General features: G+C 61.6%; 24 protein-coding genes. 19 read left to right on the forward strand and 5 right to left on the reverse strand.

The features are described 5' to 3' along the window. Positions 1 to 26 precede the first annotated feature (26 nt). From QMN23_RS07500 to QMN23_RS07555, 12 genes are all read left to right on the forward strand, one after another. Positions 27 to 1262: a glycosyltransferase family 4 protein gene (locus QMN23_RS07500; RefSeq protein ID WP_282003078.1), complete on the forward strand. Its 1236-nt coding sequence runs from the start codon at positions 27 to 29 to the stop codon at positions 1260 to 1262. Next, on the forward strand, positions 1259 to 1921 hold the full coding sequence (locus tag QMN23_RS07505; RefSeq protein WP_282003080.1) for a class I SAM-dependent methyltransferase: 663 nt from the start codon (positions 1259 to 1261) through the stop codon (positions 1919 to 1921). The genes QMN23_RS07500 and QMN23_RS07505 overlap by 4 nt, the downstream gene beginning before the upstream one ends. Before the next feature lie 109 nt (positions 1922 to 2030). Then, positions 2031 to 3437: a glycosyltransferase gene (locus QMN23_RS07510; RefSeq protein ID WP_282003082.1), complete on the forward strand. Its 1407-nt coding sequence runs from the start codon at positions 2031 to 2033 to the stop codon at positions 3435 to 3437. Between the two features lie 11 nt (positions 3438 to 3448). After that, positions 3449 to 4603: a glycosyltransferase family 4 protein gene (locus QMN23_RS07515; RefSeq protein ID WP_282003083.1), complete on the forward strand. Its 1155-nt coding sequence runs from the start codon at positions 3449 to 3451 to the stop codon at positions 4601 to 4603. 10 nt (positions 4604 to 4613) lie between these two features. Further along, positions 4614 to 5675 carry a lipopolysaccharide heptosyltransferase I gene (gene waaC, locus QMN23_RS07520; RefSeq protein WP_282003084.1) on the forward strand — a complete coding sequence of 354 codons (1062 nt, stop codon included), beginning with the start codon at positions 4614 to 4616 and terminating at the stop codon, positions 5673 to 5675. Positions 5676 to 5728: 53 nt separating this feature from the next. Further along, a complete protein-coding gene (locus QMN23_RS07525; protein ID WP_282003086.1) occupies positions 5729 to 6739 on the forward strand; it encodes an NAD-dependent epimerase in 1011 nt (336 codons plus the stop codon). Between the two features lie 72 nt (positions 6740 to 6811). Then, positions 6812 to 7795, forward strand: coding sequence for a UDP-glucose 4-epimerase GalE (gene galE, locus QMN23_RS07530; RefSeq protein WP_282003088.1), 984 nt, complete (start codon positions 6812 to 6814; stop codon positions 7793 to 7795). A 47-nt stretch (positions 7796 to 7842) separates the two neighbouring features. Next, entirely contained in the window at positions 7843 to 8721 is an 879-nt protein-coding gene (locus QMN23_RS07535; protein ID WP_282003090.1) for a YicC/YloC family endoribonuclease, read from the forward strand. A 16-nt stretch (positions 8722 to 8737) separates the two neighbouring features. Next, complete coding sequence (gene gmk, locus QMN23_RS07540; RefSeq protein WP_282003092.1) at positions 8738 to 9349, forward strand: guanylate kinase; 612 nt, start codon at positions 8738 to 8740, stop codon at positions 9347 to 9349. Between the two features lie 64 nt (positions 9350 to 9413). Next, positions 9414 to 9623 carry a DNA-directed RNA polymerase subunit omega gene (gene rpoZ, locus QMN23_RS07545; RefSeq protein WP_282003094.1) on the forward strand — a complete coding sequence of 70 codons (210 nt, stop codon included), beginning with the start codon at positions 9414 to 9416 and terminating at the stop codon, positions 9621 to 9623. 98 nt (positions 9624 to 9721) lie between these two features. Continuing rightward, positions 9722 to 11875 (forward strand): RelA/SpoT family protein, encoded by a 2154-nt coding sequence (locus tag QMN23_RS07550; protein ID WP_282003095.1) that lies wholly within the window; start codon positions 9722 to 9724, stop codon positions 11873 to 11875. Positions 11876 to 11944: 69 nt separating this feature from the next. Continuing rightward, entirely contained in the window at positions 11945 to 12328 is a 384-nt protein-coding gene (locus QMN23_RS07555) for a RidA family protein (RefSeq protein WP_282003096.1), read from the forward strand. A 112-nt stretch (positions 12329 to 12440) separates the two neighbouring features. Here the strand turns inward: QMN23_RS07555 and rpmB are convergent, their stop codons facing one another. Next, positions 12441 to 12632 carry a 50S ribosomal protein L28 gene (gene rpmB, locus QMN23_RS07560; RefSeq protein ID WP_282003098.1) on the reverse strand — a complete coding sequence of 64 codons (192 nt, stop codon included), beginning with the start codon at positions 12630 to 12632 and terminating at the stop codon, positions 12441 to 12443. Between the two features lie 91 nt (positions 12633 to 12723). Between rpmB and QMN23_RS07565 the strand changes: the two genes are divergently transcribed. Beyond that, positions 12724 to 13326: a YdcF family protein gene (locus QMN23_RS07565; protein WP_282003100.1), complete on the forward strand. Its 603-nt coding sequence runs from the start codon at positions 12724 to 12726 to the stop codon at positions 13324 to 13326. Between the two features lie 56 nt (positions 13327 to 13382). Here the strand turns inward: QMN23_RS07565 and metG are convergent, their stop codons facing one another. The 4 genes from metG to tmk form a co-directional block, all read right to left on the reverse strand. Then, on the reverse strand, positions 13383 to 14915 hold the full coding sequence (gene metG / locus QMN23_RS07570; RefSeq protein WP_282003102.1) for a methionine--tRNA ligase: 1533 nt from the start codon (positions 14913 to 14915) through the stop codon (positions 13383 to 13385). Then, positions 14912 to 15874 (reverse strand): PSP1 domain-containing protein, encoded by a 963-nt coding sequence (locus tag QMN23_RS07575; protein ID WP_282003104.1) that lies wholly within the window; start codon positions 15872 to 15874, stop codon positions 14912 to 14914. Before QMN23_RS07575 ends, metG begins: the two co-directional genes overlap by 4 nt. A 77-nt stretch (positions 15875 to 15951) precedes the next feature. After that, a complete protein-coding gene (gene holB / locus QMN23_RS07580) occupies positions 15952 to 16914 on the reverse strand; it encodes a DNA polymerase III subunit delta' (protein ID WP_282003106.1) in 963 nt (320 codons plus the stop codon). Between the two features lie 2 nt (positions 16915 to 16916). Continuing rightward, on the reverse strand, positions 16917 to 17558 hold the full coding sequence (gene tmk / locus QMN23_RS07585) for a dTMP kinase (RefSeq protein WP_282003108.1): 642 nt from the start codon (positions 17556 to 17558) through the stop codon (positions 16917 to 16919). A 132-nt stretch (positions 17559 to 17690) separates the two neighbouring features. Between tmk and rnc the strand changes: the two genes are divergently transcribed. The 6 genes from rnc (at position 17691) to QMN23_RS07615 (ending at position 23911) form a co-directional block, all read left to right on the forward strand. Further along, on the forward strand, positions 17691 to 18440 hold the full coding sequence (rnc, locus tag QMN23_RS07590; RefSeq protein WP_282003110.1) for a ribonuclease III: 750 nt from the start codon (positions 17691 to 17693) through the stop codon (positions 18438 to 18440). Next, positions 18437 to 19471: an elongator complex protein 3 gene (locus QMN23_RS07595; protein WP_282003112.1), complete on the forward strand. Its 1035-nt coding sequence runs from the start codon at positions 18437 to 18439 to the stop codon at positions 19469 to 19471. Before rnc ends, QMN23_RS07595 begins: the two co-directional genes overlap by 4 nt. Before the next feature lie 24 nt (positions 19472 to 19495). Next, positions 19496 to 20392, forward strand: a complete 897-nt coding sequence (era, locus tag QMN23_RS07600) for a GTPase Era (protein ID WP_282003114.1) — start codon at positions 19496 to 19498, stop codon at positions 20390 to 20392. Positions 20393 to 20450: 58 nt separating this feature from the next. Further along, positions 20451 to 21773, forward strand: a complete 1323-nt coding sequence (gene der, locus QMN23_RS07605) for a ribosome biogenesis GTPase Der (protein ID WP_282003116.1) — start codon at positions 20451 to 20453, stop codon at positions 21771 to 21773. A gap of 81 nt (positions 21774 to 21854) precedes the next feature. Beyond that, complete coding sequence (locus QMN23_RS07610; RefSeq protein WP_282003118.1) at positions 21855 to 23549, forward strand: response regulator; 1695 nt, start codon at positions 21855 to 21857, stop codon at positions 23547 to 23549. After that, positions 23546 to 23911 carry a response regulator gene (locus QMN23_RS07615; RefSeq protein WP_282003119.1) on the forward strand — a complete coding sequence of 122 codons (366 nt, stop codon included), beginning with the start codon at positions 23546 to 23548 and terminating at the stop codon, positions 23909 to 23911. Before QMN23_RS07610 ends, QMN23_RS07615 begins: the two co-directional genes overlap by 4 nt. Positions 23912 to 23961: the final 50 nt, after the last annotated feature.

Genomic DNA, 23961 nt, shown 5'->3' on the forward strand with positions numbered 1-23961 from the left:
TATCCGGGGAGTGAGGTTTGCTGACGATGAACGATAAGGTGCCCCGCAGGGTGTTGATTGTGTCGCCGGATGCCTTCTTGCCGCGCTACAACATGTTCCCGGATTTCGTGATCGGCAAGAAGCTGGCGGACGAAGGGACGCTGCAGGTGTTTTTTGCCACCCGGAAAACCGCCGGCACCAGGATGTTCGGCAGCTACGAAGGGGTCCGGACGTACCGGCTCCCCGGCCTGTTTTACCGTAACAACCGGCTCTGGTCGCTGTGCCGTTCGTTTTTTGCCGCGTTGCTGCTGCTACTGTTGGTTCGCCCGGATCTGCTGTTCGTCAACCATTTCCGTTCGGGCTGCTTCCCGCTCGTCTTCCTGGCGCGGCTGTTCGGGTGCCGGACGGTGCAGAGCGAGGCGGGAATCCTCCATGACGACTACATTACCGACGACCGGGACAACCCGCTCCGGGCGCCGGTCAAGGTCGACAATATCATCTGGCGGCTCGGCGCCGTCGGCGGGGGGCGCGGGGCGAAAAAACGGCTCTTCAACTATTTCCGGCACTGGCCGTGGTATCATGTCGACCGGCTGGTGTTCTATTCGCGCCACAACCTCGACTATGCGCGGCTGATCGGCCTCGACGAGCGAAAAATCAAAACGGTGCGGCATTTTTTCAACGCACGCTACCTGGAGCGGAGCACCGCGGCGATCGAGCAGTATCGCCTGCCGGGCAAGAAAGTGGTCTTTCTCATCTGCCAGCTCAAGCTGCGCAAAGGATACGACCTGTTCCTCGAAGCGGCGAAACGGGTTGCCGGCAGCCGCGAGGACGTAGTCTTCATCCTGGCCAGCTCCAGCCCGGACAAGGCCAGGCGGGAGGCGATCCGGGAGTTTGTCGAGGTCAATAACCTGGATGGCAAACTGCTCTTTCTGACGAGTATTTCCAACGAGGTGCGCAATTACCTCTATGAGCGGGCCGATGTCTACCTGATGCCGTCGCGCTACGAGGGGTTCGGCCTGCCGGCGATCGAAGCCGGCCATTCCGGCTGCGTCGTGGTCGCCTCCGACGTGCCGGCGCTCAACGAATTTCTGGAAGATGGCACGAACGCCCTGCTGTTCGCGGTTGACGATCTGGATGACCTCTACCGGCAGGTCCTGGCGGCCCTCGACCTGAACGATGACGAGAAGGCGAAGCTGGCTGCCGGGATGGCCCGGTCGAGCGAGTGGTTCGACATCGGCCGGCTGGAGAACTTTACCCGGGAGTTTCTGGAATTGGTGCAATGAAAAAGGAAAATTATTCGGCGGCATACTACGACGACATCGTCGCCCAGTCCCTCGGCGGGCTGCGGAAGAAATACGCCAAGTTCATCTCCTATGTCAGGGAGCCGCTCCAGCCGCGGCGGATCGTTGACCTGGGCTGCGGTTCGGGGACACTCTGCGCCTATCTGCGGGAGCGTTTTCCCACGGCGGAAATCCTCGGTCTGGACAAGTTCGAGACCCCGCTTGCGTCGGCGCGGCAGCGCTATCCCGGCCTGCTGTTCAAGTCCTGCGATCTCGAAAACGAGGACTTCCCGGTCGAGTCGGCCAGCGTCGATCTGGTGACCTCCCATGAGGTTATCGAGCATCTCGACTCGATCGACCATTTTTTCCGGGAGACGTGCCGGATCCTTGCCCCGGGGGGCATCATGATCCTGAAAACGCCAAACGGCCTCGACCTGATGCGCTATGTCGCCCGGCTCACCGGCTCGATCTGGTATGCCGATCACGACAAGACGCACCGCCGGTATTACGACTACTTCTCGGTCAAGGATGCGCTGGCCCCGTTCGGCTTCAGCCGGCTTTCCGCCCATACCGGCACCAAACCCCTGTATCGCAAGGGGATCGTCATTATTCCGGCAATTCCTTTCCTGGGGAACGGGCTGGTGGTCGTTGCCGGAAAATGAGCCGGCGGCCGCCGCGACCGGGGTGACGCCGGTGATACCCGGCGGCTCGGGCGGCGGCTGTGCCAAGGATTGATCTGTTCCGGAACGACATGCGGAGGAATACCATTCAATGACTCATCCGATTTTATGTGCCCTGCTGCGGGGGGCGGCGCCGGACCGCAGCGCCGCGTTGTGCGGGCGGATTGCCGTGCTGGCTGCCGAGGCCGCGCTGCCGGCCCACTTCCTAATCCGCAACGATCTGGCGGACGCCGTGCCGGCACCGGCTGCCCGAACGACCGTTGCTGCCACCGCCGGCACCGCCGAGCTGCTGCGGACTATCGGTGCGCTGTACCAACAAACGCCGTTCCGGGTCGTCCACGTCCATAACGACGACGATCTGCGCCTGTTCCTCCTTTGGCGTCTCCTGACCCGTCAGCCGTTCATGATCGTCAGGACCTGGTTTCCTGACGACGCCGTCCAGCCGGGGAGGCTGAACAATCTGATCTACAACCGCCTTACCGCCGTCAACCTGCTGCTGGCCGGCACCAGTGGCGACGATGGGGCGGTCATTGCCCTGCTTGACCGTTTCCGGCTGAAGAACCTCTTCACCGTTCGCGACGACCGGCAATTGGCGAACGGCGGCGCCGCCATGTTCGAGCACTGTTATCGCTCGATGACCCAGCCGAGCCGGCAGCAGGCGATCAGCGGCGTCAAGAACGACTGGTCGCACATTGCGCTGACCTATATCACCCATTATTATCTCAATCAGGGATCGCCCAACGCGGTCTTCAACCTGTTGAAGCGGTACGAACAGTGCGACCGGGCGGTGCTCGACCGGCTCCACTTCGTCATCGTCGACGACGGTTCGCCGCTGCAGCCCGAGATCCCGGAACTGAATCTCAATATCACCTGGCTGCGGGTCAACGAGGATATCCGCTGGAACCAGAGCGGCGCCCGCAACCTCGGCGCCGTCTATGCGAAATCGGACAAAATTCTCCTGACCGACCTCGACCACGAATTCCCGGAAGAAACCCTGCGGGCGATGATCGAGGCCCCCGAGTGCGGCCGCTCGATCTACAAGATTTATCGCATCGACCAGCACAGCGGCAAATCCCGCAAGGGGCACGCCAACACCTTTTTCCTGTCGCGGGCCCGTTTCATGCGGTTCTGGGGGTATGACGAAGAGTTCAGCGGACATTACGGCGCCGAGGATTACCGGTTCGTCAAATTCCAGAAAGCCCACGGCTGCCGGCAGCGGTACTTTAATTCCCGTTACCGGTGCCACATCCGGGCCGATATCGACCGAAAGCGGGAATACCACAGCCTTTCCCGGGATCTGAGCTGCAACACGCCGGTCGATGCACGGAAGAAGTTTGAGCTTGATACCTTTGGGCCGGCGGCCGGCCATAGCCGGACATTTCTCGACTTTACCTGGACCACGGTGCGGGAGCACCGGCGCGAGATCTCGACCGAGCCCGCCGTTAACCGGGGCTGGAAGCGGCGCTGGCTGTGGCGGTGGCTGGTCGGGGAACGGTAAACGGAGCGGCCGTGAAGATTGCCCTGATCAGACAGCGATATACGCCGTTCGGCGGCGCCGAGCGCTATATGGCCCGACTGGTGAGCAGCCTGCTGGCCGCGGGGCATGCGGTGCACGTTATCGCCGCTGCCTGGGAGACGGACGATACCGCGGGGGTCACGTTTCACCGGGTGCCGGTCCGGGCGCCGTTCGGCTGGCTCCGGGCGATCGTCTTTGCCCGGAATGCCCGGCGGCTCGTGGCGAACGAACGGTTCGATCTGGTGTTCAGTCTGGAACGGACCCTCCGGCAGGATGTCTACCGGGCCGGCGACGGCTGCCACCGCCGCTGGCTACGGCAGAAGAACCTCGGCAAGGGGTGGCCGGCGCGGCTGGCCACCATGCTCAACCCACTTCATTGGACCTATCTGGCGCTGGAGCGTCGGCTGTTCACCGACCCGGCGCTGCGGGGGGTGATTGCCAACGCGGCGTTCGTTCGGGATGATATCGTTAATATCTATGGCGTGGCGCCGGAGAAGGTCAGAATAGTCCGGAACGGCCTGGAACCGGCCGCCTTTGATCGCAGCGCGGCTCCGGAATCGCGGGCCGGCCTGGCGGAGGAGTTCGGCCTGGGGGATGAGTTGCGGCTCCTCTATGTCGGCTCCGGTTTCGAGCGGAAGGGGGTGCCGGCCCTGATCCGTGCCGCGGCGCGTCTTTCCGTGCCGTTCCGCCTGTTCGTCGTTGGCAAGGGGCGGGCGGCCAAATACCGCCGCCTGGCGGCCCGGTTGGGGATCGGCGACCGTGTGGTCTTTACGGGGCCGAGAAAAGATGTTAATCGTTTCTATCTCGGCTGCGACGTCTTTGCCTTTCCCACCCGTTACGATCCGTTCAGCAATGCCACTCTGGAAGCGATGGCGGCGGGACTGCCGGTGGTCACCAGCCGTTTCAACGGCGTAGCCGAACTGATCGACAGCGGAAAAAACGGCTTCGTGGTTGACGATCCGCTCGACACGGCGGCAATTGCCGCGGCGCTCGAACGCCTGGCGCCTCCCGCAGTGCGGGAGCGGCTGGGCGAGGAGGCGTACCGGACAGTCCTGCCGCTGACTATGGAACGGAATGTTCGGGAAACCCTAGAGGTGCTGCTGTCCGTCTTGCCGGCTTCGGTCGGTGGGCGACCCGGCCGGCCATGAGGTTGTTGCGATGCGTGTACTGATCGTCAAAGTTTCCGCCCTCGGCGACGTGATCCATACCCTACCGGTCCTCGATTATCTGCGCCAGGTAGTGCCGGGGATCGAGATCGACTGGGTGGTGGAGGAGGGGAACCGCGAGGTCCTCGAAGGGCATCCGCTGCTGCGACGGCTCCATATCGTCAAGACCAAGGTCTGGCGCAAGCATCCTTTTGCCGCCGCCACCCGCCGGGAGATCGGGGCACTGCGCGCAGCGTTTCGCGAGGCTTCGTACGACATCGCTTTCGATCTGCAGGGAAACTTCAAAAGCGGCCTGATCGCCTGGCTTTCCGGTGCCGAGCGCCGTTACGGCTTCGATGCCGAGGGGGTACGGGAATCGCTCAACCTCCTCTTTACAACGAACCAAGTGCCGCTCCGCCGCCAGGATTACCATGTTTCCACCCGGTCACTGCGCGTGGTCAGTGTTCCCTTCGGCAAAGACTACGCCGGGATGGGCATCGGCACCGATATTTACACTACTCCTGACGACGACGCGGCGGCCGAAGCGCTCTTGGCAACCCTCGCCGACGGTTTCGTCTTCCTCTTCCATAACGGCACCACCTGGCGGACCAAGCTCTGGCACGAAGAGGGGTGGATCGAACTCGGTCGGCAGGTGGCGGCACGGTACGCCGACGCTTCGATTGTTCTCTCCTGGGGCAATGAAGAGGAGCGGAAGGCTGCCGAAACCATTGCCGCCGGCATTGGCGGCGCGGCAAGGGTTCTGCCGAAGCTGACCGTCAAGGGGCTCTGTGCCCTGATCAAAAAAGTCGATCTGGTTGTCGGCGGCGATACGGGGCCGGTCCACCTGGCGGCAGCCGTCGGTACCCCGACCGTTTCTTTCTATCGGTCTACCGACGGACAGCGGAACGGGCCCCGGGGAGACAGCCATGTGCTCGTCCAGTCGCCGCTACCCTGTCGCGCCTGCCTGCGCAAGGAGTGCGACAAGGATCGCGCCTGCCGATCGAGCATCACTGCCACCGCCCTGCTGGCGGGGATTGATAGGCTGCTGTCGCCCCCCTTTCCATCGGTCGGGTGATATGTTACACTTCCAAACTCACTGCAAATGAGCGGGCGTAAAGGAACCACGATATGCGTAATGTGCTCGTGACCGGCGCTGCCGGTTTTATCGGCTTTCATCTGACGAGGAAGCTGCTGGCTGCCGGCGACCGGGTTGTCGGCTACGACAACCTCAATAGCTACTACGACGTCAATCTCAAACTGGCGCGGCTGCAGCAGCTCGAAGGGAACGAGCGGTTCCGCTTCGTCAAGGGAGACCTGGCCGACCGGGACGCCGTCAACCGGCTCTTCGCCGCCGAGCGGTTCGACATCGTCGTAAACCTGGCGGCCCAGGCGGGGGTCCGCTACTCGCTGGAAAATCCCCACGCCTATATCGAAAGCAATCTTGTCGGCTTCACCAATATCCTGGAAGGGTGTCGGCACAACGGCGTCAAACACCTCGTCTATGCCTCGTCGAGCTCGGTGTACGGGGCGAATACCAGTATGCCGTTCTCCGTCCACGACAACGTCGACCACCCGCTGTCGCTCTACGCCGCGACCAAAAAGGCCAACGAGTTGATGGCCCACACCTATTCGAGCCTCTACGGGCTGCCGACGACCGGTCTGCGCTTCTTCACCGTCTACGGGCCATGGGGGCGGCCGGACATGGCGCTGTTCCTCTTTACTCGCGCCATCATCGAGGGGCAGCCGATCGATGTCTTCAATCACGGCAAGATGCAACGCGATTTTACCTACATCGACGACATCGTCGAGGGGGTGGCGCGGGTAATGGCGCGGCCGCCGGCGCCGAATCCGGCTTGGCGGGGCGATGCCCCCGACCCGGGGACCAGCTTCGCTCCCTACCGGATTTACAATATCGGCAACAATAACCCGGTGGAACTGATGACATTCATCGAGACCATCGAGCAGTGCCTCGGCAAAACGGCGAAGAAAAATCTGCTGCCGCTCCAGGCGGGCGACGTACCGGCTACCTATGCCGACGTCGACGACCTGATGCGGGATGTCGGCTTCCGTCCTGCGACTCCCGTTGCCGAGGGAATTGCCCGCTTTGTCGCCTGGTATCGCGACTATTATCGAGTCTGATCTGTGTTGGCTGCCGGCAGGGAAGGTTGCAGCAACCCGGGCGGCCGCCGATGAGGAAAGAAGGGGGGAGCAATGAAGATTCTGGTAACCGGTGGTGCCGGCTACATCGGCAGTCATGTGGTGCGGCAACTTTCCGAGGCGGGGTACCAGGTGGTGGTCTACGACAACCTCTCCACCGGCAGCGCCGATGCCCTCGTCTGCGGCGAGCAACTGGTGGTCGGTGACCTGGCCGACACGGCCCGTCTCGATGCCTTCTTTGCCGAGCACGGCTTCCGGACGGTACTGCACTTTGCGGCCTCGATCGTCGCTCCGGAATCGGTCACTGCGCCACTCAAGTATTATACGAACAATACCCGCAACACGCTCAACCTGCTGACTGCCTGTGCCAAGCACGGCGTCGAGCGGTTTATCTTCTCCAGCACCGCCGCCGTCTACGGGATGCCGGAAAACGGCCTTGCTGCCGAAGACGGTGCGACGAGCCCGATCAATCCCTACGGGACGTCCAAGCTGATGAGCGAATGGATGCTGCGGGACGTGGGGCTTGCCCACGGACTCCGTTACGTCGCCCTGCGCTATTTCAACGTGGCTGGTGCCGATCCGTTGGCGCGGATGGGACAGCGGACCCCGGAAGCGACCCACCTGATCAAGGTCTCCTGTCAGGCGGCCCTCGGCCTGCGCGATCAGGTGGCGATTTTCGGCACCGACTATCCGACGCCGGACGGTACTGGGATTCGCGACTATATCCATATCGAAGACCTGGCTGCCGCTCATCTCGCCGCCCTTGGCTATCTTGAGCGGGGGGGCGAATCGACGGTGCTGAATGTGGGCTACGGGCGCGGCGAGAGCGTCCGGGAAGTGATCGAGGTTGTAAAGCGGATTTCGGGCGTTGATTTCCCGGTGGTCGAAGCGCCCCGGCGCCCCGGCGATCCGGCAATGCTGGTGGCCCGGGCGGAACGGATCCGCTTGCTGCTCGGCTGGAGTCCCCGCTACGACGATCTGGCAACGATTATCGGCGATGCGTGGCGCTGGGAGCAGAAACTGACTGCCGCCCGATAGAACGTCCCGCGGTGGTCTCTGCCGCCGGCTGGAAGAACGGAGCAACTATGATCAAGAGTATGACCGGGTACGGCAAGGCCGTCACGGAAACCGAGCAGGGGCGGACAACCGTCGAACTGCGGGCGGTGAACCATCGCTACGGCGAGGTGTCCGTCAAGCTGCCGCGCAATCTGATCGCCTTCGAAACTGATGTGCGCAAGCTGGTGGGAAGCCGGCTGAAACGGGGGAAGATCGATGTCTTCATTCAGCGCGAAGAACATGGCGACGCCACCGTCCAGCCCCAGGTCAATCTCCCGCTGGCGCGAGCTTACCGCGACACCTTCAATCAGATGCGCGCCGAGCTCGGTCTCCCCGACCAGGTGACGCTGCAGCTGGTCCTGGCCCAGCGGGACGTCTTGGTTACCGGCGAGGTCGGCGAGGACGAAGAACTCCTGCGCGACGAGGTGCTCCGGACGGTCGGTGCGGCGATCGAGGCGATGGAAGCGATGCGCGGCAGGGAAGGGGCGGCACTGCTTGCCGATCTCGTTACCCGTCGGACAACGCTCGGTCGGCTGATCGACCGGGTGGCCGAACGGGCGCCGGCGGTGGTCACCGAGTATGCCGGCCGGCTTCGGGAACGGCTGGCCCAACTGATCAGCGGCAGCGGCGTTGACGAAGCGCGCTTCGTCCAGGAAGTGGCGATCATGGCGGATCGGAGTGATGTCACCGAAGAACTGGTCCGGTTCAGAAGCCATCTCGTCCAGTTTGACGATACGCTGGCGCTGGCCGAGCCGATTGGCCGAAAACTCGATTTTCTGATGCAGGAGCTGAACCGCGAGGTCAACACCATCGGCTCGAAAGCCAATGATGCGGAGATGGCCGCCCTGGTGGTAGAGCTGAAGGCCGAGCTGGAGAAAATTCGCGAGCAGGTACAAAACATCGAATAGGTAGGTGTGACGAAGTATGAAACGCGAGGGGGTTCTCTTTATCATCTCTGCCCCGTCTGGGGCGGGCAAGACCACGCTGTGCAAGGAAATAATTGACATTTTCCCGGGCCTGCGGCATTCTGTCAGCTACACGACGCGTCAGCCGCGGGGCGGCGAAGTCCACGGCAAGGATTATTTTTTCGTTTCTCCGGAGGAATTCCGCCGGATGGCCGACGCCGGCGAGTTTGCCGAATGGGCGGAGGTCCACGGCAATTTTTACGGGACCTCGATTCGCACGTTGGAAGAGTGCCGCAGCCAGGGGATCGATATCATTCTGGATATCGATTGCCAGGGCGCCCGCCAGCTTAAAGAGCGCTACCACGGTGGCGTTTATGTATTCATCCTTCCCCCGAGCTACGAGGAACTGCGCCGCCGACTCAATGGCCGTTCTTCAGACAGCGACGAGGTGATCAGCCGGCGGATTGGTGCGGCGGCCGGCGAGATCCGTGAATCCCGCTGGTATGATTACATTATCGTCAACGACCAGTTCAGCCGGGCGGTCGAAGAGCTCAAATCGGTGATCATCGCTGAACGGTGCCGGACATCCCGGGTCCTTGAAGGGGTGGCCGAACTTTTTGCCCTGACTTGACTGTCCGGTCGGGCTTTTGGCTATTTTCCGGCCGTTGAGGGCCGGGTTTAAGAAAGGAGCAGTAATGGCACGGGTTACGGTAGAAGACTGTCTGGAGCAGGTTGATAACAGATTTCTCCTGGTGATGCTGGCATCGAAACGGGTGAAACAGCTCTATAAAGGGGCGCGGCCGCTGATCGAGAACAAAGCGGTCAACAAGAACGTGGTGGTGGCGCTGCGGGAAATTGCCGCCGGCAAGGTCGGCTACGAGATGATTTCGCGCAAGGCCCGTTAATCGGTCCCTCCAGAGGGCAGAAGCTCGCCGCTTCCGCCCTTTTTTTGTCTTCACCCGTCCCAACGCTGCGGATCGCCACGCTCCCCGGACAATTCTCCATGATCAGGCTCAACGACATACTTGACAAGGTTGCGTCGTACAACCCCGCCGCCGATTTCGACCTGGTGCGCAAGGCCTACGTTTACTGCGCCAAAGTTCACCAAGGGCAGACCCGGCTCTCCGGCGAGCCTTATCTTATCCACCCCATGGAAGTGGCGGGGCTCCTGGCCGATCTGAGGCTCGATGTCCCAACGGTGGTGACCGGCCTGCTCCACGACACCATCGAAGATACCCTGACGACCCGCGAAGAGCTTGAAACGATGTTCGGGGTCGAGGTTGCCAACCTGGTGGACGGTGTCACCAAGATCAGCAAGATCCACTTCAAGACCAAGGAAGAGAGTCAGGCGGAGAACTTCCGCAAGATGCTCCTCGCGATGTCCAACGATATCCGGGTCATCCTGGTCAAACTCGCCGACCGACTGCACAATATGCGCACCCTGCAGTACCAGCCCGAGCCGAAGCAGCGTTCCATCAGCCGGGAAACCCTCGATATCTACGCCCCGCTGGCCAACCGGCTCGGGATTTCCTGGATCAAGAGCGAACTGGAAGACCTTTCCTTCCGCTACCTCGACCCGCAAATTTATTACGATCTGGCCTCCAAGGTCGCCAAGAAGAAAAAGGAGCGGGAGAGCTACGTCGAAGATGTCCGGCAGATCATCGTCGACAAACTCGCCGATCATGACCTCAAGGGCGAGGTGTACGGGCGCAGCAAGCATCTCTATTCGATCTGGCGGAAAATGCAGAACCGCAACGTCGATATCGACCAGATATATGACCTGATTGCCATCCGGGTGATGGTGGAAGATATCCGGGAGTGCTACGAAGTGCTCGGGATCATCCATTCGACCTGGAAGCCGATTCCCGGACGGTTCAAGGACTATATCGCCATGCCGAAGGGGAACATGTATCAGTCGCTCCATACTACGGTGATCGGCCCGGCAGGCGAGCGGATGGAGGTACAGATCCGTACCGGGGAGATGCACCGCGTGGCAGAGGCGGGGATCGCCGCCCACTGGAAGTACAAGGAGGGCAAAGGGTACGACGAGAAGGAGGTCAAGCGCTTCGCCTGGTTGCGGCAACTCTTGGAATGGCAGCAGGAGCTGCAAGACTCCCGCGAATTCATGAACACGGTGAAGGTCGAGCTGTTCCCGGAAGAGGTCTACGTCTTTACCCCCAAGGGCGACGTGAAGAGTTTTCCCAAAGGCTCGACGCCGATCGACTTTGCCTACAGCGTGCATACCGACATCGGCCACCGCTGCGTCGGCGCCAAGGTCAACGGCAAGCTGGTCCCGCTCAAGCACGAGCTGAAGAATGGCGATATCGTCGAGGTGGTCACTTCTCCTCACCATACGCCGAGCAAGGACTGGCTAAAGATTGTCAAGAGTTCGCGGGCGCGCAACAAGATTCGCGCCTGGGTCAAGACCGAAGAGCGGAAACGGAGTATCTCTCTCGGCCGGGAGATTGTCGAGAAGGAGTTCCGGCGCTATTCGCTCAGTCTTTCCAAACTACAGAAATCGGGTGAACTGAAACGGGTTGCCGGCGATTTCGGTTTCGTCGGCGAAGACGATCTGATGGCGGCGGTCGGCTATGGCAAACTCTCCAGCGGTCAGTTGCTCGGCAAGCTGTTGCCGCCGGAAAAACTCGAAAATCGTCCCGAACCCCAGGAGTCCCGGATTGGCAAGGTTATCGGCAAGCTGACCGGGAGGGCATCGACCGCCGCCATCCAGATCGGCGGCATCGATGATGTGCTGGTCCGCTTTGGCAAGTGCTGCAACCCGGTACCCGGTGACGACGTGGTCGGCTTCATCACCCGCGGTCGGGGAGTGACGGTTCATACGGCTGACTGCCCGGTGGCACTGGAAAACGATCCCGAACGGCGCATCGCCGTCGATTGGAACCGTGAGCGCCGGGTGGCCCTGCCGGTCAAAATCCGTGTCTCCTGCCATGACCAGAAAGGTATCCTGGCCAATATTACCCAGGCGATCACCTTCTGCGAGGCGAACATCTCCAGTGCGTCGATCCAGAGTACCGTCGACAAGCGGGGGGTGAATATTTTTGAGGTCGATGTCACCGACCTGGATCACCTCAATCGGGTGATGAACAATATCATGAAGGTCGTCGGCGTTACCAAGGTCGAGCGGCTCAAGAGCTGAGCGAGTGCCGTGCCTGCCGTCGCCACGTGGCGGGTCGATGCTCGCAATAACGGCTTTGCGGAGGGGAAGATGAAGAAAATTATCGCGACGTCGGCAGCGCCGCAGGCGATTGGCCCGTATTCTCAGGCGGTCAAGGCGGGCGGGTTCCTGTTCCTGTCCGGGCAGATTCCTCTCGACCCGGCAACAGGCGAACTGATTACCGGTGATATTGCGTTGCAGGCATCGCGGGTGATGGACAACATTGCCGCAGTGCTCGCTGCGGCCGGCCTCGACTTTGCCGCGGTGGTTAAAACGACCATCTACCTGACCGACCTAGCCCATTTTGCGGTGGTCAACGAAGTGTATGGCAGCCGCTTTGCCGCCGCTCCTCCGGCGCGCTCCACGGTCGAGGTGCGGGGGCTGCCCAAGGGGGCGCAGGTCGAGATTGAGGTGGTGGCTGCCTGCGGTAACTAACTGATCCGGCGATCAAGCGGCTGCGGTGCAACGACAAAAAGCCGCAACGCGTGAGCGCTGCGGCTTCTCATTCGCCCCCGGCCGTTGCGGGCCGGGGCGTGACCGTATGTGATTACAGGGCCTTGGTGACGTGGCCCGAGCGGATGCAGCGGGTACAAACCCGGATGCTCTTGACGCTGCCGTTACGCACCGCCTTGACTTTCTGGAGGTTGGGGTGCCACGTGGTGCGGGTTTTATTGTTGGCGTGGCTGACGTTGTTACCGAAACTGGGCCCTTTGCCGCAGATTTCACAGACCTTGGACATGGTTCAACTCCCTCTCTAAAGTATCTGAAGCGTTTTTTTATAGCAGAGCTGTAGAATTATTGCAAGTGAAATGTTTCGCTAAGGTGGCATAATGGCACTCTTCTTTCGGGGACTGCTCTCCCTGTTGATCGTTCTGGCGATTATTACCACGGTGCTCTTCGTCGACTTCGTCTACAAGACCTTCTCGCTGCGCCAGCGTGACGTCCATACCGATGCCATCGTCGTCCTGGCGGGGGGGCGGGGACGTGTCGAGGAGGGGGTGAAACTGTTCCGAGAGCGAAAGGGCGACTACCTGTTCCTGATCGGGGTCGACCCGGTGGTGAAAAAGGGGGAACTGTTCCACGAACAGCCGGGCGAACATCTTGCCGGCCGGGTTTTCCTGGAAAACGTCTCGACGAATACCCTGGAGAACGCGTTGTACGGGCGGGAGCTCTTGGCGGGTAAGGATATCCGTTCACTGCGGCTGATCACCTCCCGCTACCACATGAAGCGGGCGACGTTGATCTTCCGGCAGGTATTGCCGAAGGACGTTGCCATCTATCCCCATCCGGTGGACAGCAAGAACCTGAAAGAGGAATGGTGGAGCCACGGTGGCAGTTTCCGGCTGCTGTTCAGCGAGTTCTACAAGTATTGCCTGTTTCGGTTCTTCTTTCTGTTTGCCTCGGGTGAATTGCGGCCGGGAGCCGGCGGCTGACGAAAAGGATGGGGTAATCGGGGGGCGCGACGCCCCCCGTTGCATTTTGATGAAGGTCAGGCTTCGGTTTTTTCTTCGATTCGCGGGAAGAGGGGCTCGGCTTTGATAATCGTCGTCCCCGGCGCCAGCCGACCCCAGGTCAGGTCATCCGCCTTGGGGGGCTCAACCCAGTTCAGGTAACGGAGCCCCTTGGCTGCCGAATTGGGCATGAACGCGGTCAGCAGCAGGTAGACGAGCCGTTGGGCCTCAAGCAGCGTGTACATGACGGTGCCGAGGCGTTCCTGCTGTGCGGGGTCTTTGGCGAGGGCCCAGGGGGCCGTCTCGTCGATGTACTTGTTGCCGGCGGAAATGACTTCCCAGATCGCCTGCAGGCCCTTGCTGAAGGCCAGCTCGTTGATGCAGGTGTCGAGCTGTTCGATCATCGCCTCTGCTTTGGCCCGGAATGCCGTATCGACCTCCGTAAACGGGCCGGGCGCCGGCAGCGTGCCGCCAAAGTACTTGTTGACCATGGCGGTGGAGCGGTTGAGCAGATTCCCCAGATCGTTGGCCAGGTCCGAATTGATCCGGTGCACCAGCGCCGCATGGGAGAAATCGCCGTCGAGGCCGAACGGCACCTCGCGGAGCAGAAAGTAACGGACGGCGTCGATACCGTACTTGTCCACCAGCATGTTCGGCTCGACCACGTTCTGCAGGCTCTTGCTCATCTTCTGCCCTTCGACGGTCCACCAGCCGTGGGCGAAGACCCGCTTCGGCACCGGCAGACCGGCGGCCATCAGGAAGGTCGGCCAGAAGACCGCATGGAAGCGGAGGATGTCCTTGCCGATCAAGTGGACGTCAACCGGCCAGAATTTTCCGAAGTTGCCCCCCTCTTCCGGGTAGCCGAGGGCGGTGATGTAGTTGGTGAGGGCATCGAACCAGACGTAGATGACGTGCCGGTCGTTCCCCGGCACCGGGATTCCCCAGTTGAAGGAGGTGCGGGATACCGACAGGTCGCGCAGCCCTTCCTTGACGAAGGAGATGATTTCGTTGCGCCGCGATTTCGGCTGGATGAAGTCCGGGTTTGCCTCGATGTGGGCGAGCAACTGCTCCTGGTATTTGCTCATCCGGAAAAAATAGGATTCTTCTTTGAGTTTTTCGACCGGCCGGTTGCAGTCGGGGCACTTGCCGTCGATCAGCTGCGTTTCGGTCCAGAACGTCTCGCAGGGGGTGCAGTACCAGTCTTCGTACTCGCCCAGGTAGATGTCCCCCTTGTCCATCACCTTCTTGAAGAGGTGGGAAACCCCTTTCTTGTGCCGTTCCTGGGTGGTGCGGATAAAGTCCGAATAGGAAATGTCGAGCTTCTCCCAGAGCGCCTGGAAGCGTTTCACCACCCGGTCGGCCAGTTCGAGCGGCGTTTCTCCGGCCGCATTGGCGGCTTTCTCGACCTTCTGCCCGTGTTCGTCGGTCCCGGTAAGGAAGAAGACGTCATACCCCTTGAGCCGCTTGTAGCGGGCCAGAACATCGGCGGCGAGGGTAGTATAGGCGTGGCCAATGTGCGGTACGTCATTGACGTAGTAAATCGGAGTCGTGACATAGAACGTGCGGCTCATTTCTTCTCCTTTTTCTGTTTATCCCTGCGCCGGTCGCGATGCTGGTGCCCGTTCCGCTGTTGCTCGTCGCCGCCTTTTTCGGTAGCCTCCCCGTCCGGTGAAGCCTTCGGTTCCTTCTCTTTGCCGCCATCCTTGCGCGGTTGCTTGGGGCGGTCGAAAATCTGGTCGGGTTTGATGTCCGCGCCTTTCAGGATCATTTCCCGATCATCGTCGGTGCGGATGGCGACCGTCCCCTCCAGGATGTTCAACTTAACGACCTCTCCCTCGACGGCGCCGCAGCGAACCCGCTTACCGCACTTGGGGAGGCATTTTTTCAGTGAGCAGTAGGTCTCGAATTCATAACCGAGACAGCAGAGCAGCCTGCCGCACTGGCCGGAGATCTTGGTCGGATTCAGGGCCAGGTTCTGTTCCTTGGCCATCTTCACCGATACCGGTTCGAAGTCGCGCAGGAAGGACGAACAGCAGAGTTCCCGGCCGCAGATGCCGATGCCGCCGATCATCTTCGATTCGTCGCGCACACCGATCTGGCGCATTTCGATCCGGGTGTGGAACTGGTGGGCCAGGTCCTTGACCAGTTCGCGGAAGTCGATCCGCCCGTCGGCGGTGAAGTAGAAAATCGCCTTGCTCCCATCGAACAGGTATTCCACCTTGACCAGCTTCATCTCCATGTTCCGTTCGCTGATCTTGCGCAGGCAGAATTCGAAAGCATCACGCTCTCTGGTGGCGTTGCGGGCCGCCGATTCGAGGTCGGCCGCATCCGCTTTCCGCTGGATGGTCTTCAGCCCTTCCGGGGCGTGTTCATTCTCGAATTCGCGGGGGGGCGTCACCACTGTGGCAAGGCTTCTGCCACGTTCGGTTTCGACGATCACCCGGTCGCCCGGCTTCAATTCGAGGTCGCCGGCGCCGAAGTCGTAAAGTTTTCCCGCGATGTGAAACTGAACTTTGACTATTTTGACCAAACTATCCTCCCGGGAATGATCCCGTGTTCGTGTGGTATGATCCGCGCCGGCAATCCGGAGCGGCTTCTGCCGCCCGGTTAGGCGGCCAGGCGCATCAGGAGCCGGTCCATCGTCAGGCGGGGATTGGCGTTGCGCTGCAGCGCGAGTTGGGCCTCGCTCACCCAGGCGATTCGTTCCATGATGGCGTTTTGCGGCAGGCGTCCCGCTTCTTCGTGCAAAATCTCGCTCAGGTCGCGGTTGACGATGGCGTCGCTTCCCGCCTGGCAGAGCAGGATATCGCGAAACAGCGTCACCAGCAGTTCCAGTTGATTGATCGCCTGCTCCCGGTCCCCGGCCAGCTCTTCCGCCGCGGCGAAGAGGGGGGTGATGTCGTTGAGCGACAGGGCGCGCAGCCGTTCGAGCAGTACCCGGCGCTGGGAGACGTCGGTTTCATCGCCCTCTCGTTCCCGCGCCCGGGAAAGGCTGCCGCCGGCCAGCGAAGCCGCCAACCGGGCAGCGTCCGGCTCGACCCCTTCCGCGCGGAGCTGCTCCTCGATGAGGGGGGCGGGGAGGGGGGCGAAACGGAGAAGCTGGCAGCGGGAGCGGACGGTCGGCAGGACCCGAGCCGGATTGGTGGTCAATAGAATCATGAGTGCGTTTCCCGGCGGCTCCTCCAGGGTCTTGAGCAGGGCATTGGCCGCTGCCGGGTTGAGCCGGTCGGCGTCGTCGATGATACAGGCCTTGACCGGCGCCTCCACTGGGCGCAGGTTCATTTCCCGCTGGAGCTCCCTGATCTGGTCGATCTTGATGAATGCCCCATCGGGTTCCACCAGGTGGAGATCGGGGTGTTGGCGGTTCCCCATCTTGCGACAGGATGGACAGCTGCCACAGCCGTCGTCCGTACCGCAGAACAGCGCTTCGATAAAGGCCAGGGCGGTACTTTTCTTGCCGCAGCCCTCGACTCCTTCGAAGAGGTAGGCATGGGCTGTCTTGCCGGAGCGGAGAGCGCGGCGCAGGACATCGATCGGAACCTGTTGGCCGAGAATCCGGGCGAATGGCATGGTCAGCTCCGCGGAAGCCGGGCGGCGATGGCTTCCGTAACGACGGTTTCGGTTTCCTCGACGGTGCGGCTGCCGTCGAGGACGACAAAGCGTTCCGGCTCGGCGACTGCCAGCGCAAGAAAGCCGTCCCGGACCCGTTCATGGAACAGCAGCGATTCCTGTTCGAAGCGTTCCTCTTTATTCTGTTCCAGCATGGCGATACGCTGCATCGCCCGCCCGAGACCGATCTTGACCGGGCAGTCGAGAAGCAGGGTCAGGTTCGGCTTGAGCGTGTCGACTGCCAGCGCGTTCAGCTGTTGGATCATCTGCCGGTCGAGGTTGCGGCCGTATCCCTGGTAAGCAATGGTCGAATCGGTGAACCGGTCGCAGAGCACGATCTTGCCGGCCGCGAGGGCCGGAGCGATTACTTCGGCGACATGCTGCGCCCGGGCGGCGGCATAGAGAAGCAGTTCCGTCGTCGGCACCATGGCGCCGTTCGCCGCGTCGAGCAGGATGCCCCTGATCGCATCGGCGATCGGGCAGCCGCCCGGTTCGCGGGTTACCACGACCGGAAAGCCCTGCTTTTCAAGGGCGGTTGCGACCCGGCGGAGCTGGGTCGTCTTGCCGCACCCCTCAATCCCCTCGAACGTTATGAAAAAGCCCATGCGCCAGGAAGTGCCTTTCGCTTTGTAAAAGCTGAATTATAGGGAATACCCCCTTATTAATCAAGACAAAAATCCCCGGCAAGCGGCATATCTATTGATAAAAACAACGAATTCAGGTTATACTGTCCAGTCATGAATGAAACCGGTAAGAAAGAGGCGGATAGTTCCGCGGCGGACAATTCGGCCGGGCTGGAAGCGGTGATCGGTTATCGCTTTGCCAATCGCCCGCTGCTGGACGAGGCGTTGACCCATCGCTCGTTTGCCAACGAGGCGCGGGGCCAGGGGGTCGCAGACAACGAGCGGCTCGAATTTTTCGGTGACGCGGTACTCGGCTTCTGTGTCGGCAAGCTTCTGCTCGACCGCTATCCCGGCCGGCGCGAGGGGGTGTTGGCCCGGATGAAGGCGGCGCTGGTCGGTGAAGAGCTGTTGGCCGAACTCGCCGCGACGATCGGTTTGGGACGCTTTCTCCGGCTTGGCCGGGGAGAGGAGCGGAGTGGCGGCCGGGAGCGAAAATCGCTCTTGGCCAACGCGTACGAGGCGCTCTTGGCTGCCGTCTATCTCGATGGCGGTCTGGAACCGGTCGAACGGCTGGTTCGGGAGGCGTTCGGACCCCGTCTGGCCGATGTCGCCTCCGGCGTAGCCGGCCGCGATTTCAAAACCGAATTCCAGGAGTATGTGCAGACATTGTACGGCGCACCGCCGGTTTACATCCTGACGGCCACCGACGGCCCTCCCCACGAGCGCCGCTTTACGGTCAAGGCTTTTGTCGGGAACGAGCCGGTTGGCGAGGGGCAGGGAAGGAGCAAGAAAGAAGCCGAGCAGGCCGCAGCCCGGGCCGGGCTTGAGCTGCTGGCGACCTCGCGGCGGACCGCTGCCGAATGAGATCGCCGATCGTTCCGTTTTTTATTGCCCATCAGGGCTGCCCCCAGCGCTGCATCTTCTGCGACCAGCGCGCCATTGCCGGTTCTGGTGGCGAACTGCCGGCTTCCGGCGAGCTGCTGGCCCGGATAGAACGGTATGCGCGCAGTGCCGCCCTGCCGCTCGAGATCGCCTTTTTCGGCGGTACCTTTACCAGTCTTCCCCGTGAGGAACAGGAACGTCTCCTGGCGCCACTGCAGCCGTTGCGGGCCGCCGGCACGGTGGGGGCGATCCGGGTATCGACCCGTCCCGACGCCCTTGACCCCGAAACGGTCGCGTTGCTCGGCGGGATGGGGGTTACGGTTGTCGAGCTGGGAATCCAGTCAATGGACGATCGGGTCCTGGCGGCTGCCGGCCGCGGTCACACGGCGGCGGATGTAGCGCGGGCCTTCACCCTGCTGCGTGCCGGGGGCATCGCTGTCGGCGCCCAGCTGATGCCGGGGCTGCCCGGCGATTCGGCCGACTTGGCGCTCGACTCGCTACAGCGGGTGCTGGCGCTGGCGCCGGCGATGCTCCGCATCTATCCCACGCTGGTTCTTGCCGGAACCCGGCTGGCGGAGCGTTACCGGGAGGGGAGCTATATCCCGCTCTCGCTCGACGAAGCCGTGGCGCTCTGCGCCGCCATGCTCCTCGAATGCCGGAAACGGGGGGTGCCGGTGATCCGGCTCGGCCTGCAGGCGACGGCGGAACTCGCCACGCCGGGAAGGGTGCTGGCCGGACCCTGGCATCCCGCTTTCCGACAGGTGGTGGAAGGCGAACTCTGGTACGCGCTCCTTGAGCGCTTGACCGGCGGCCTGGTTTCCGGTACCGCGGTGGCCGTAAACTGCCCCCCCGGCCGGGTTTCCGACGTGGTCGGCCAGAAGCGGGGCAATCTCGACCGGCTCAGGGTTCGGCGGGGGATTGCGGTGACACGGGTCACCGCCAACAATTCGCTTCCCCCCCATGGCCTGGCAGTCGTCCATCCCGGCGGGCATCTCGCCGGCGCGTTGTTTTAACCGTATTACCCGAGGAGGTTTTTCGTGTCCGCTTCCCCTTTCCGTTCCGGTTTCGTGGCGCTGATCGGTCGGCCGAACGTCGGTAAATCGACGTTGCTCAACAGCATTCTCGGTGAAAAGATCGTTATCACCTCGGACAAGCCGCAGACCACCCGCAACCGGATCCAGGGAATCCATAATCTGCCCGACGCCCAGCTGATCTTTATCGACACGCCGGGGATCCATCGGGCGAAGTCGCGGCTTAACAAGTCGATGGTTGACCAGGCGCTTGCCGCTATCACGGAGGTGGATCTGATCCTGCTGCTGGTGGAGGCGCAGCGGCCGCCGGGCGAGCAGGAGCGGGAGCTCGTCGGGCTCCTTACCGGTGCCCGGGTACCGGTGATGCTGGTGATGAACAAGATCGACCTGGTCGACAAGACGGCCATTCTCGACCGGATTGCCGCCTACCGCGAGCTTTATCCCTTCCGGGAGATCGTTCCCGTGTGCGCCGAACGGGGGGAGGGGGTGGAAATGCTGGTGGAACTGGTGCGGGCGGCGCTGCCGGAAGGGCCGGTCTATTTCCCCGACGATATCATCACCGATGTGCCGGAGCGTTTCATTGCCGCGGAAATCATCCGCGAGAAGGTCTTCCGGTTGACCCGCGACGAGATTCCGTTCTCGACTGCCGTAGAGGTGGACAGCTTCAAAGAACGGGAGGACGGCAGCCTTATCTCGATTTCCGCGACGATTACCGTGGAACGGGATTCCCAGAAGGGGATCATCATCGGCCGCCAGGGGACGATGCTGAAGCGGATCGGGACGGAGGCGCGGCGGGAACTGGAACGGTTCCTGAACAGCAAGGTGTTCCTTGAGCTGTTTGTCCGGGTCCGCAAGGATTGGAGTGAGGATCCGAAACTGCTGAAAGATTTCGGTTACCTGTAAGCGTGCGGCCGGTGCCGGAACGGCAACCTGTCCGCCGTATCAATTTCGAGGAGAGTTCATGATTCCGATAGTAGCAATCGTCGGCCGTCCCAATGTCGGCAAGTCGACGTTATTCAACCGGCTGGTCGGCCGGCGCAAGGCGATCGTCGACGATCTGCCGGGGGTGACCCGCGACCGTAATTACGAGACGGTGACCCGCTTCGGCCGGCCGTTCATCCTGATCGACACTGGGGGCTTCGAGCCGGCCAGCGAAGACCGGCTGCTCCAGCAGATGCGGGAACAGTCACAGCTCGCCATGGAAGAAGCGGACGTTATCATCTTTCTGATGGATGGCCGCGCCGGCCTGACTCCTTCCGATGTGGAGGTGGTGGAGATGCTCCGCCGGGTCGATAAACCGGTCTTTTTCGTCGTCAACAAGGTCGACGGCGAGAAGCTGGAGGTTGAATCGGCCGAGTTTTATACGCTCGGCGTGGACAACATTGCCACGATCTCCGCCGAGCACAACCGCGGGGTCAACGACCTGATGGACGAGGTGGTGGCGGCGCTTCCCGAGGGGAAAAAGGGAGCTGCCGAGGAGGATGTGACCAGGATCGCGGTGGTCGGCCGGCCGAACGTCGGCAAGTCGTCGCTGGTCAACCGGTTGCTCGGCTACGAACGGGTGGTGGCCAATCCCACTCCCGGCACCACCCGCGATGCGATCGATACCTACTTTACCTGCAACAAGAAGCGGTACCTGCTGATCGATACCGCCGGCATCCGCCGGAAGGGGAAGACCACCCAGAAGCTGGAGAAATACAGCGTCGTCGACTCACTGCGCAGCATCGAGCGGTCCGACGTGGTGCTGATCGTCATCAGCGCCGAGGATGGGGTCACCGAGCAGGACGAGCGGATTGCCGGCTATGCGTACGAAGCGGGCCGGGCCTGTATCTTCGTCGTCAACAAGTGGGACGCGCTGACCAAGGATAATTCGACGATCGGCAAATTCGTCGACCAGATCCGGACCGAATTCAAGTATCTGCCGTTTGCGCCGATACTGTTTGTATCGGCGCTGACCGGCCAGCGGATCAACAAGGTGGTCGAAGAGGTCGACAAGGTGATGGCCCAGTATGCAAAACGAGTCTCGACCGCCGACCTCAACCGGGTCTTCTCTGAGGCGGTGACCAGCCATCATCCGCCGCTCTCGCAAGGGAAGCGGGTGAAATTCTACTATGCGACCCAGGTGGGGACCAGACCGCCAACATTCGTTGCCTTCACCAACCGGCCGGAGGGGATTCATTTTTCCTATGAACGGTACCTGCTCAACAAACTCCGGGAAGCCTTCGATTTTTCCGGCACCCCCCTCCGGCTCATCTTCCGGGGACGAGAGCGGAAAGCGCCGTAAAACACTTTACTTGCATGGGTCGATAGTTTATGATGAGCGCCGCTTTAGCTGCCGTTTTCCGGCTTTTTACCGTGTGGGCACATGAGTCTTGTCGGTAATCTGGAAGACCTGGGTCTCGGAGAGATCCTTCAGATCGTCAGCCTGAGTCGCAAATCAGGAATTCTCCGCCTCCATAGCCGGGGTCGGCAGGGGACGATCGTTTTTCGCCTCGGCCAGGTGATCCAGGCAACTTCGAGCACTCATCAGGACAACCTTGGCGAAGCGCTGATCCGCAAGGGAGCGATCGATCTTGCCACCTTGCGGAGCGCCCTTGCCTACCAGGACCGGGAAGGGTTCCGGGAGCGGCTCGGCTCGATTCTCTGCAATCACCATGACGTTCCGGCGGAAATCGTCGAAGAGGTGGTCCGGGAGCAGATCGAAAGCGTCGTTTATTCGCTGTTTGCCTGGGCGGAAGGGACCTTCGACTTCGAACTCCAGGAAAATCTAGAGGCGGTCGACGCCATTCGTCTCGACCCAATGCAGTTCATGCTCAGCCAGGGGCTCAATCCGCAGTTCCTGGCCATTGAGGGGTCGCGGATCGTCGACGAGCAGCGGCACTTCGACGCCCAACCCTCGCCTGTTCCGCCCGGGAGCGGGCAGCCGGAAGCCGGTCGGCACGAGCCGGACGTAGACGAGGCCTTCGACCTGCTGCAAATGTCGCCACCCGCCCGGGCTGTCCTGCCGGAGGCCGATGTCCCGCTGGTGCTTGTGGATGATGACGAAGATACCCTGCGGGAGCTGACCGTGTTGTTGAACCGGAACGGTTTCCGGGTATTTCCCTTTGCGCGGAGCGAAGATACCCTGATCCAGGTGGACAGCCTCCATCGCCAGGGCGAACAGCCGCTGGTGGTGGTCGACCTGATCATGCCGCGGATGGACGGCACCGGCATCCTTGGCGGTATGGAACTGCTGGAATTGCTCCGGAGCAATTTCCCCACCCTGCGAGTGCTGGTCGTTTCCGACTACCACAATCTGGAGGCCGAGCGCCGAATCGGCCAGATGGGGTATCCCTTCATTCTGAAGCCGCGGCGCGCCCAATTGGCCGATTATCAGGAATTGGCGGCATTTGCACCGCTATTTCTCGACAATCTTGCCACATTGATGGCCGGCAAGGCGGTGCCCTGTCCCAGTGACGTCGTCAATCTGGCCGACGAACTGCGCCTGGAACTGGGCGAGGATTTCGCCGTGATGTCGGAACGGGTTGAGCCGAGCACCGGGATTTCACTCTTGCGCAGCATGCTCAGCGAACTCAACGATCCGGGGCTCGGTGGCGGCATTACGCTGCTGGTCCTTCGTTTCGCCGCCGAATTTGTCAACCGGGCGGTTATCTTCGTGGTCAAGCGCGACGAGATCGTCGGCCTGGGGCAGTTCGGCATTGCCGACCGCGAAGGTTCGGCGGATGAGCAGGTACGGCAGTTGCGAATCCCGCGCGATGCCGATTCCGTATTCGCCGAAGTGCTCGAAGCCGGTCATCCGGCAGTGATCCGGCCGGAACAGATTTTCTGGAACCGTTACCTGTTCGACAAGCTGGGCGATGGGCTGCCCGACGAGGTGTTCCTCGGTCCGATCGTCAGCGAGGGGCGGGTGGTTGCCGTGTTGTACGGCGACAATTTGCCGGAGCTGAAGCCCATCTGTAATACCGAGTCGTTGGAGATTTTTCTCTCCCAGGCCGGCATCGCCATGGAAAAGGCCTTGTTGGCGCGCAAACTGCAAGAAAACAGTCGAGAGGGATTGTGAAGAAAATCCTCGTTGCCGAAGATTCAGCCACCATGCGTTCGCTGCTGGTTGAAACCGTCGAGTCGCTCGGCGGTTTCCAGGCCATCGAGGCGGCCAGTGGTTTCGAGGCGCTGCGGCTGCTCCCCCGGGAAGCGCTGGATCTGATCATTACCGATATCAACATGCCCGACATCAACGGGCTCGAACTGGTCAGCTTTGTGCGGCAGAGCGATATTTACCGGCATATTCCCATCTTTATCGTCAGTACCGAGGGGAGCCAGCGTGATCGGGACAAGGGGCTGGCCCTTGGGGCGAATGAGTATGTGGTAAAGCCGTTTGACCCGCGCCAGTTGCAGGAACTGATCGTCAAGTATCTCCCCTGATCGCGGGAGTTCATTGAAGTGACGCCGACTTTCCACTAACAGAGAGTCCC

The organism is Geotalea uraniireducens (assembly GCF_027943965.1).
GTDB lineage: Bacteria > Desulfobacterota > Desulfuromonadia > Geobacterales > Geobacteraceae > Geobacter > Geobacter uraniireducens.